This window comes from uncultured Candidatus Kuenenia sp. (assembly GCF_900696675.1).
In the GTDB taxonomy this organism is placed as follows: Bacteria; Planctomycetota; Brocadiia; order Brocadiales; family Brocadiaceae; genus Kuenenia; species Kuenenia stuttgartiensis_A.
The window spans coordinates 1-8766 of sequence record NZ_CAADGZ010000135.1; the positions used below are offsets into that span (position 1 = coordinate 1).

At 41.1% G+C, this 8766-nt stretch carries 6 protein-coding genes and 1 tRNA gene; 1 reads left to right on the plus strand and 6 read right to left on the minus strand.

All coding sequences use genetic code 11. From position 1 onward, the window contains the following. Window positions 1-405: 405 nt before the first annotated feature. Window positions 406-696, plus strand: a complete 291-nt coding sequence (locus QZT26_RS14790; RefSeq protein WP_099323684.1) for a tyrosine-type recombinase/integrase — start codon at window positions 406-408, stop codon at window positions 694-696. Window position 697: 1 nt separating this feature from the next. Here QZT26_RS14790 and QZT26_RS14795 read toward each other — a convergent pair. From QZT26_RS14795 to QZT26_RS14820, 6 genes are all read right to left on the minus strand, one after another. After that, a tRNA-Thr gene (locus QZT26_RS14795) sits at window positions 698-770 on the minus strand. A gap of 71 nt (window positions 771-841) precedes the next feature. Then, window positions 842-1675, minus strand: a complete 834-nt coding sequence (gene kdsA / locus QZT26_RS14800; RefSeq protein WP_164995103.1) for a 3-deoxy-8-phosphooctulonate synthase — start codon at window positions 1673-1675, stop codon at window positions 842-844. A 46-nt stretch (window positions 1676-1721) separates the two neighbouring features. After that, window positions 1722-2192, minus strand: a complete 471-nt coding sequence (locus QZT26_RS14805) for a HyaD/HybD family hydrogenase maturation endopeptidase (protein ID WP_099323686.1) — start codon at window positions 2190-2192, stop codon at window positions 1722-1724. Window positions 2193-2242: 50 nt separating this feature from the next. Further along, window positions 2243-5821, minus strand: a complete 3579-nt coding sequence (gene nifJ, locus QZT26_RS14810; RefSeq protein ID WP_295103248.1) for a pyruvate:ferredoxin (flavodoxin) oxidoreductase — start codon at window positions 5819-5821, stop codon at window positions 2243-2245. Window positions 5822-6114: 293 nt separating this feature from the next. After that, entirely contained in the window at window positions 6115-6834 is a 720-nt protein-coding gene (locus QZT26_RS14815) for a transposase (RefSeq protein ID WP_295103250.1), read from the minus strand. Between the two features lie 114 nt (window positions 6835-6948). Further along, the gene (locus QZT26_RS14820) at window positions 6949-7710 is read right to left on the minus strand and encodes a transposase (RefSeq protein ID WP_295103253.1); all 762 of its coding nucleotides are present in this window, start codon (window positions 7708-7710) and stop codon (window positions 6949-6951) included. Window positions 7711-8766: the final 1056 nt, after the last annotated feature.

Consider the following 8766-nt stretch of genomic DNA (forward strand, 5'->3'; position numbering starts at 1 on the left):
TTACATAGCGCAATAGGTTATATCGCCCCGCAGGACAAATTGCTCGGACGTAAAAAAGAAATCTTTTTGGAACGAGACCGAAAATTAAGTGAAGCGCGGCAACGGCGGGCGGCTAAACGAAAGATCGTTTGACAGAAAGGCGGTGAAGGAATAGAATCGTGCCGTCCGACAAAACAGAGGCGGGCTCTGCTGGGGAGCAATCCGCCGAGGGATAGCCGGACGAGGAACGACGGATCGTCATTCCGAGAGAGGAGGCAAATCGATCCTATTTCGCTCACAACCAAAGAATGACGAACCAGAGTTCCTCTTATACCTAAAATAAACCATGGGGGTCTGGGGTAAAGCTACAGCTTTAGTAGTTTATTTTAAATTCGAAAATTCCCATTTACGGTGAATCAACACAAGATGAACCGTAGAAATCTTGTCCGGGCGTTTGATATTGCCAAGGAAAATGCCAGCATACAAAACTTTCATTTCCACGATGTACGCCATTGCTTTGCGACAAGGTTAGCGCAAAGGGGCATTGATATTTACAGAATATCAAAACTGCCAGGGCATCTTAACATCACCATGACCCAGCGTTATGCACATCATTGTCCTGAAAGTTTAAGGGGTGGGATCGAGGTTTTAGAGAAAGTTGACTACAGTGGGGGTAAACAGAAATGTATCAACGGCCTGAAAACCCTTATAAAATAAGAGCCCGCGATCGGAGTCGAACCGACAACCTCATCATTACGAATGACGTGCTCCGCCAATTGAGCTACGCGGGCTTATTGCATAATAAAATTATGTCGCGATTATAAAACAAATTTACCGATTTTCAATCTTTTATAGCAAAGTATTACAATTTTACAGATTTTCTTACAATGTTGTAAATATCCTTCGTTTGTTCTATAAGGAACTGCAACTCATTCAACGGCAGCATTGTGGCGGCATCGGAAAGCGCCCGTTCCGGATGCTCATGCACTTCCAGGAAGAGTCCGTCACACCCACCTGTTGCGATAGCCGCTCTTGCAAGCGGCGCTACCATAGTTCTATCACCGCCGGACATGCTTCCCTGCCCTCCAGGAAGCTGTGTACTGTGGGTTGCATCAAAGATAACAGGACAATTTAACGTTTTCATAATAATCAGGGAACGCATATCGCTTACCAAATTGTTATATCCAAAACACGCGCCTCGTTCTGTGAGAAGAATCTGCCCGTTTCCGGTGCTTCTTATTTTTTCAACAACCGATTTCATATCCCAAGGCGATAAAAATTGCCCTTTTTTTATATTAACAGGTTTACCGGTATCTGCCGCAGCGACGATTAAATCCGTCTGCCTGCACAAAAAAGCGGGGATTTGAATAATATCAAGCACATCCGCCGCCATTGATATCTCTTCCGTGCAATGTACGTCGGACAGGATTGGAATCTTCAACCGTTCTTTAATCTTACGTAATATTTCCAGCCCTTTTGTAATGCCGGGGCCTCTGTACGAATGGACGGAAGTCCTGTTTGCCTTGTCATATGAAGCTTTAAATATGAAAGGTGCCTTATTTTTAAGAAAAATGTCCTTTAACGTTTCCGCTAACCGAAAACAGCTTTCTTCGCTTTCTATTATGCAAGGCCCTGCGATAAAAAATAATTCAGATTCGCCTATCGAAAAGTTATTTAATGGTATTTTATTTGACATAGTTTCGGGAGTTTGGGAACGAGTTGTGCTTCGGTAGTTTAATAGACTATGCCGAAAAGCTACCAATTTCCTTAAATACCTTCTCTATTATTTCAGGTATTGCATTTTTTAATTCCATGGAAAGTTTCATTCCGTATTTAACAGTTTTTGGCTGGACTCCAATAATCCTTATCTCTGGGAGATTGTCGAGAAGTGTTGCCATTTTAATCACTTCCAACAAGTCAGTTTCGTGTAAGGAATATCTGATTTTTCGATAAGAAGAATAAATGGCGTTGCCTTTGAAGCTGATTATTGCACCGGGTTTCTTACCATTATCAACCGCATCTATAAAGATAACCCTGCCTGCTTCATACATAAGTTCAAGAAGTTTAAACCCGCCGGTACCACCGTCAAATATTTCGATATTTTCCGGTAATTTATGCTTCAACAATTCATTTACTGCATGGATTCCAATACCTTCATCCATTAAGAGAAGATTGCCAATTCCTATGATTTTTATTTTATTGTATTTCCCCATCCATAATATGTTCTGGTATGTGAAAACAGAGGGTTCATCCTAATGTATTTCTACGGCTTCCATTCTGCCATATGTTTTAACAATTTCCATTTCCTTTGGATATCTGCTTCCGCAAGCTTCATCAACTCTTTTGCCATCTCAGGATTGGCTGACCTAAGGGCCTTATATCTATTTTCGCGGTAAGCATATTCTTCAAATGGGATTGATGGATCCTTACTGTTGATTACGAAAGGATTTTCGCCTTGTGCTTCAAGGTCAGGATTGTAACGATATAGGGGCCAATATCCACAAGCAACGGCCTTTTTTTGCGCCTCTATTCCCTTGCTCATATCCATACCGTGCGCAATGCAAGTTGAATATGCTATGATTAAAGCAGGGCCTTTATATGCATCCGCTTCAATAAATGCCTTGAGCGTTTGTGCCTGATTCGCTCCAAAAGCTACCTGGGCAATATAGACATTGCCGTAATTTGACATAATCATGCCAATATTCTTCTTTGGAGTCCGTTTCCCGCCTGCAGCAAATTGTGCAATTGCCCCTAAAGGGGTCGCCTTTGACATCTGCCCGCCCGTATTTGAATACACTTCTGTATCCAATATAAGCAGTTTAATATTTTCCCCGGACGCCAAAACATGGTCTACGCCGCCATAGCCGATATCGTATCCCCAGCCATCGCCACCTACAGACCATACAGATTTTTTCACCAGATAATCTGCAAGAGAAAGCAGGTGTTTTGCTTCTGAAGAACCATCATTTTTTAACAACTGTTTAAGTTTTTCAACACGCTCTCTTTGTTCTTCAATTGATTTCTGATTCGATTGGTCTGCATCAATTAGCGCATCAAATAGTTCTTTAGAACCAGCATAAGTATCTTTTACTGATAGTTTATTAATAAGTTCTACTGCCTGTTTGTGGAAATTATCCACCGCTTGCCGCATACCAAGGCCAAACTCCGCCGTATCCTCAAATAATGAGTTTGACCATGCAGGCCCCCTTCCGTCATCCCGCTTTGTGTAAGGAGTAGTTGGCAGGTTCCCACCATAAATAGAACTGCAACCAGTTGCGTTTGCTATCAATAACCGGTCGCCAAATAATTGTGTAAGTAATTTAATATATGGGGTCTCCCCGCAACCAACACAGGCGCCGCTATATTCAAAGAGCGGCTTTACAAATTGACTGCCTTTTACGTTCGAAATACTGAACCTTGATGTATCGGTTTCCGGCAGCTTTAAAAAGAAATCATAATTTTCTGCTTCAATGCATCGTAAAGGTTCTTGTAATTTCATATTAATCGCCTTAACCCCTGGTATCTTATTACCGTTAGAGTCCTTTTTCTGACCAGGGCAATTGAACACGCAAGATGCACATCCGGTACAATCTTCAGGAGCAACCTGTACCGTAAATTTAAGCCCCTGAAGATCTTTTCCCGTCGCATCTATGGATTTGAAAGCACGAGGAGCATCTTTGAGCAACGAAGGATCATATGCTTTAATTCTGATTGAAGCATGAGGACACACAAAAGAACACTGACCACATTGTATACATGCGTCAGGTTCCCATTCAGGAATATGGACGCCAATGTTTCTTTTTTCATATTGCGTAGTTCCTGTTGGCCAGGTCCCGTCATCCGGGATTGCCGATACCGGCAATGAATCTCCTTTATTTGCAAGCAATTTTGCTGTTACATTCCTGACAAATTCAGGTGCATTATCCGGTACAGGCTTAATCATCCTTACCTTGCTCTTGGCTTTATCAGGAATCGGCACCTCGATAATACTTTGCAGCGCCCGGTCAACTGCTTCATAATTCAACTTCACCACTTCTTCGCCCTTCTTTATATAAGTCTTTTTAATCTCTTTTTTAATAGACTCTATTGCTTTTTCTTTTGGGATAATACCCGATATAACAAAAAAGGCTGTTTGCATTATCATATTTATTCTTGCGCCAAGGCCAATTTCTTCGGCAAGTGAAATGGCATCGATTATATAAAGCTTCATTTTTTTCTTAATGAGTTGTTCCTGGACTTCAACGGGCAGTGAGTCCCATGCGTCATCCCTGGTATGCGAAGTTGTGAGAAGAAAGGTTGCGCCTTCTTCTGCATTGGATAACATATCAATTTTTTCAGGGAAAGCGGGATTGTGGCAGGCAATAAAATTCGCCTTTGAAATAAGATAGGGTTTATTGATTTTTTCTTTCCCAAATCTCAGATGTGATACGGTTGTAGCGCCGGCTTTCTTCGAATCATAAACAAAATATGCCTGTGAATAATTATCCGTTTCATCGCCAATAATTTTTATAGTGTTTTTATTGGCGCCTACCGTGCCGTCAGAACCTAATCCGTAAAATAATGCCCGAAATACCTTGCTTTCATCATTATTAAAGTTTTCATCATATTCCAGGCTCGTATTACATACATCGTCATCAATACCAATGGTGAAGTGATTCTTTGGGGTCTCTTTTGAAATATCATCATATACGGCCTTTACCATTGCAGGGGTAAAATCTTTTGACCCAAGTCCATATCTTCCGCCGACTATCTTTGGATACTCCCTGAATTTTGCAATGCCTTTTTCCATCGCCTCGCTTATCGCAGTTCTCACATCAAGATAGAGTGGTTCACCAATCGCACCAGGCTCCTTTGTCCTGTCAAGCACCGCAATAGCTTTTACGCTTACCGGCAATGTTTTTACAAACGTATCAATATCAAAAGGTCTGAACAACCTGACCTGCAGAAGCCCAAGTTTTTTACCGTTTTTATTAAGGGCGCTAATGGTGTTTGCAACTGTTTCACCGCCTGAACCCATAATGACGATGATATTTTCCGCATCGGGCGCTCCATAATAATCAAATAGTTTATATTGGCGACCAACAATACCTGCAAATCTGTCCATCACTTTTTGCACTATCGCGGGAGTTGCGTTGTAGTATTTATTCACCGTCTCCCTGCCTTGAAAATACACGTCAGGATTCTGTGATGTGCCTCTGATAGCGGGATGATCCGGGGAAAGCCCTCTTTTGCGATGGGCAATAACAAGATCGTCATTTATCATCGCACGCATATCATCAAAGCTTAGTTCCTCAATCTTCTGTACCTCGTGAGAGGTTCTGAAACCGTCAAAGAAATGAATAAATGGAATCCTAGACTCAAGAGTCGCTGCCTGTGATATAAGGGCAAAATCCATTGCTTCCTGAACATTCTGGGAACACAACATTGCGAATCCGGTAGCACGGGCAGCCATTACGTCAGAATGATCACCAAATATCGACAGCCCCTGGCATGCAAGCGAGCGAGCTGTTATATGAAAAACAGTAGGCGTTAATTCGCCTGCTATTTTATACATATTCGGTATAATAAGTAACAGCCCCTGGGAAGCAGAATTAGTCGTGGCTAATGCCCCTGTCGTTAAAGACCCGTGGACAGCGCCTGCGACACCGGCTTCTGACTGCATCTGACTCACTTTGGGAACTGTGCCCCATATGTTTACTTGTCCTTTTGCTGACTTAGCGTCGCAAATCTCCGCAATTGGGGAAGACGGGGTTATTGGATAGATTGTAATTATTTCGTTTGTAGCATGTACTACATGTGCGCATGCGGTACAACCATCGACGATTACTGTCCTACGATTCATTCCTTTCTCCTTGCAGATTATATTTATCCATTACTAAAATACTTAATTGGGGCCAGAAAAGCATAATTTCTTCATTAATAGTAACTATTCAGCGTAATTTATTAAACTACCGGAGCTCAGAACGTAACTCGTTCCCAAACTCCACAGACTGAGTCAAATAAAAGTTGCAGCGATGGTGTATATTCGGCTTAAAAAGTATAGATAATTTTTTTCTACACTTTATTTTGTATCAGGTCTAAAAATTCCCGTAATATATCTTTATTAGTGCATTCCGGTGTCTAATCCCTCTGGTTTTACATGCTATTGAACTTTGCAATCAACATTGGCACACCAATTATGGTTATCATTCTCGCCATGTTAAAACAGGTTGATAGAATTGATAGCTCTGCATTAACCCCCTCCCTGCCCCGCAATAAAAATTGACCGGCTCCTAAATTCCGTTTCATATGACCAAATTGTAATTCTACCTTTTCTTTACGCAATTTATAGAGCTTCTGGCTTTCTTCCTCGTGGTATATTTCTTCGAGTCGCTCTTTAAGTTCTTCTTGTTTTACCATTCGCACTACTCGCCTACCATCTTTGCAGGTAGTGCATTTTCCAAAATGCTTGCATTCACGACACTCTTTACCTACGGCCTTGTAACTTACTTTCTCCTCAGAACCAAATGCGAATCCTTTCTTCTCAAGTATCTTTCCTTCAGGACAAATATATACATCCTTTTCCTTATCGTAGCTAAACTCTTCCTTACCAAACGGCTCTAACTCCGTTTTCTTGTTCTCTTTTTGCGCCTGCCTTCTGCCCGGCATTATTACCTTTACATCTTCCGGTACTTTCTCTATATCTTTAAGACTGAAATATCCCGCATCGCTCACTACCTCTGCCGGCGGCTTCCCCAAGGTTTCTGTACACTGTTTCACCTGCCCTGAGAGTTGATTCAGATCGTTGTTCTGACTAACGGCTTCGCTGTTTACTATTAATCCGTGTTTCTTGTCCGTGCTTACCTGGCAATTCATTATTGCATGACTCCCCTGCCTTCAGACTGGGTCAAATGAACTTTGTTGTATCAAAAGTGGGGGCAACTCCTCGCATTATGCCTGTTTTAGACCATATTTAGTGCTGTTTTCCCATTAAAGTGGAGAATGCCTGTCGTAAAATAGGATAAAATTGTCCATTTGACCCAGTCTGCTTGTCTTGCCATTGACACTATCACTATCCGTAGTATTGATCTTCTCTTTACCGCTCTCCTTGAGTTTCTTCGATATCTCTTTTACCTTCGCCTGCAATTTCTCATTGCTCTGAAGCTCTTCTTTTAGCTTCACTAATGACCCCTTACTGTCTTCTTCCTTGTCTATCCGTTCGGCTTCTTCCATTATCCTTTCTATATTTTTCTCCGCTATCTCTAAATATTTCCCGCACTTCTTTTCATCCCACGTATTATTTATATAGGCATTCGCCCTGAATTTACTCCCGTCTATAAACAAGGTGTTTCCCTCTATCAATCCAATCTCTATACAGAATTTTACATTCTGATTTAAAACCTGCTTTATCGCTTCTTTATTCTCTCTGCGAAATCTCGATGTCGTACGGTAATCAGGTTTTATACCGGATACTAACCACATGAAGGATAGATTATGATAGTACGCCCTTTCCAGTCTGCGGGAACTCCTTTCCCCATAGGCATATCCATATACGATTAATTTTAAGAGCGCCCTTGGATGATACTCATGCGCACCGGCTTTATACGCATTGATCTCAAAACCCATTTCCTGAAGGTCTAAGCTCTCTATAAATGCATCATACGCCCTCACAGGGTCTTCTTTTCCTACATAATCTTGTATTACCGGTGGAAAAAGTGTGTTTTGATCTCTGTTCCCTATAATATATGCCATATTCCCCTTGTCTCCTTGTTTAATGCAATCATGTGTTATGAAAACAAACCGTAAAATAGGTTTATCTCTTTATTTTACAAGTGGTTATGTTAGCATAAACCATACGGATAGTCAAGGGTTTTTTGACTTTAATTTGTTGATTTATAAATACTTACGTCATTTTACCTATGTCTGGCCAAAACCTGTACACAACGACTGCCTGGCGAACGGTTGTTTGGCTGAAAATAGTTTCTTATTTCCCTATGTGACCTTTTTAGGCCATAAATGTTTTTCATTTGACCCAGTCTGCCAGTTTGGGAACGCAATTGCACTGGAAACTTTGTTTCCAGTGAGGGTCTGACTTGACAAATTACAAACTGTCTGAACCCTGTGATTTTATTTCCTATCTATCAGCAAACAGGCGAGAAACCGGAGTTTCTCGAACAAATGCATTCCCAAACTGGAGTTTGGTAACGAGCCGTGTATCGTTTACGCTGAATAGTTACCATTAATAATAATAAAAAGAAAATAATTTTACACGTAAAAACTGAATTTTATCTTACATTAAATTAGATTAGATTAGATTAGATTAGATTAACGTCGCTATGTCCGAAAGATGGACATTGCGTTGAAACAAAAAAAGCCACACAACGATTATTACTTTTCATTGTGTGGCCTATCCTTTGACAGGCAACATAAAACATTGCCCCTCTCGTTTCTGCCCCCAACCTTTGCCATTAGGTATGCTATATAAAAAATCTATGAAGTCAAACTAAAAAATAACACAAAAACGCAACTATTCAGCATAAACATTACACAACTCCCGGCGTGTTCAGGTTTGCAAACCTGAACACGCTAAGGAAATATCATTAGTCACATTGGTCATTGGTAAATTTGTAGTGAATTTTTTAATCTGTGCAATCGTTCGACTGAGCTCACGACGAAGTCTGTACTACTATCCATCAATTTCTTGTTTTTTATGCGTGTTTTTCATGCCGCCATTTCCGTAAGTGCTTTAATATCAAGGGCTGAAGCGGTCATCAGTGAACAAGAGAACTTCTGGCCTTTCTCCGTCAA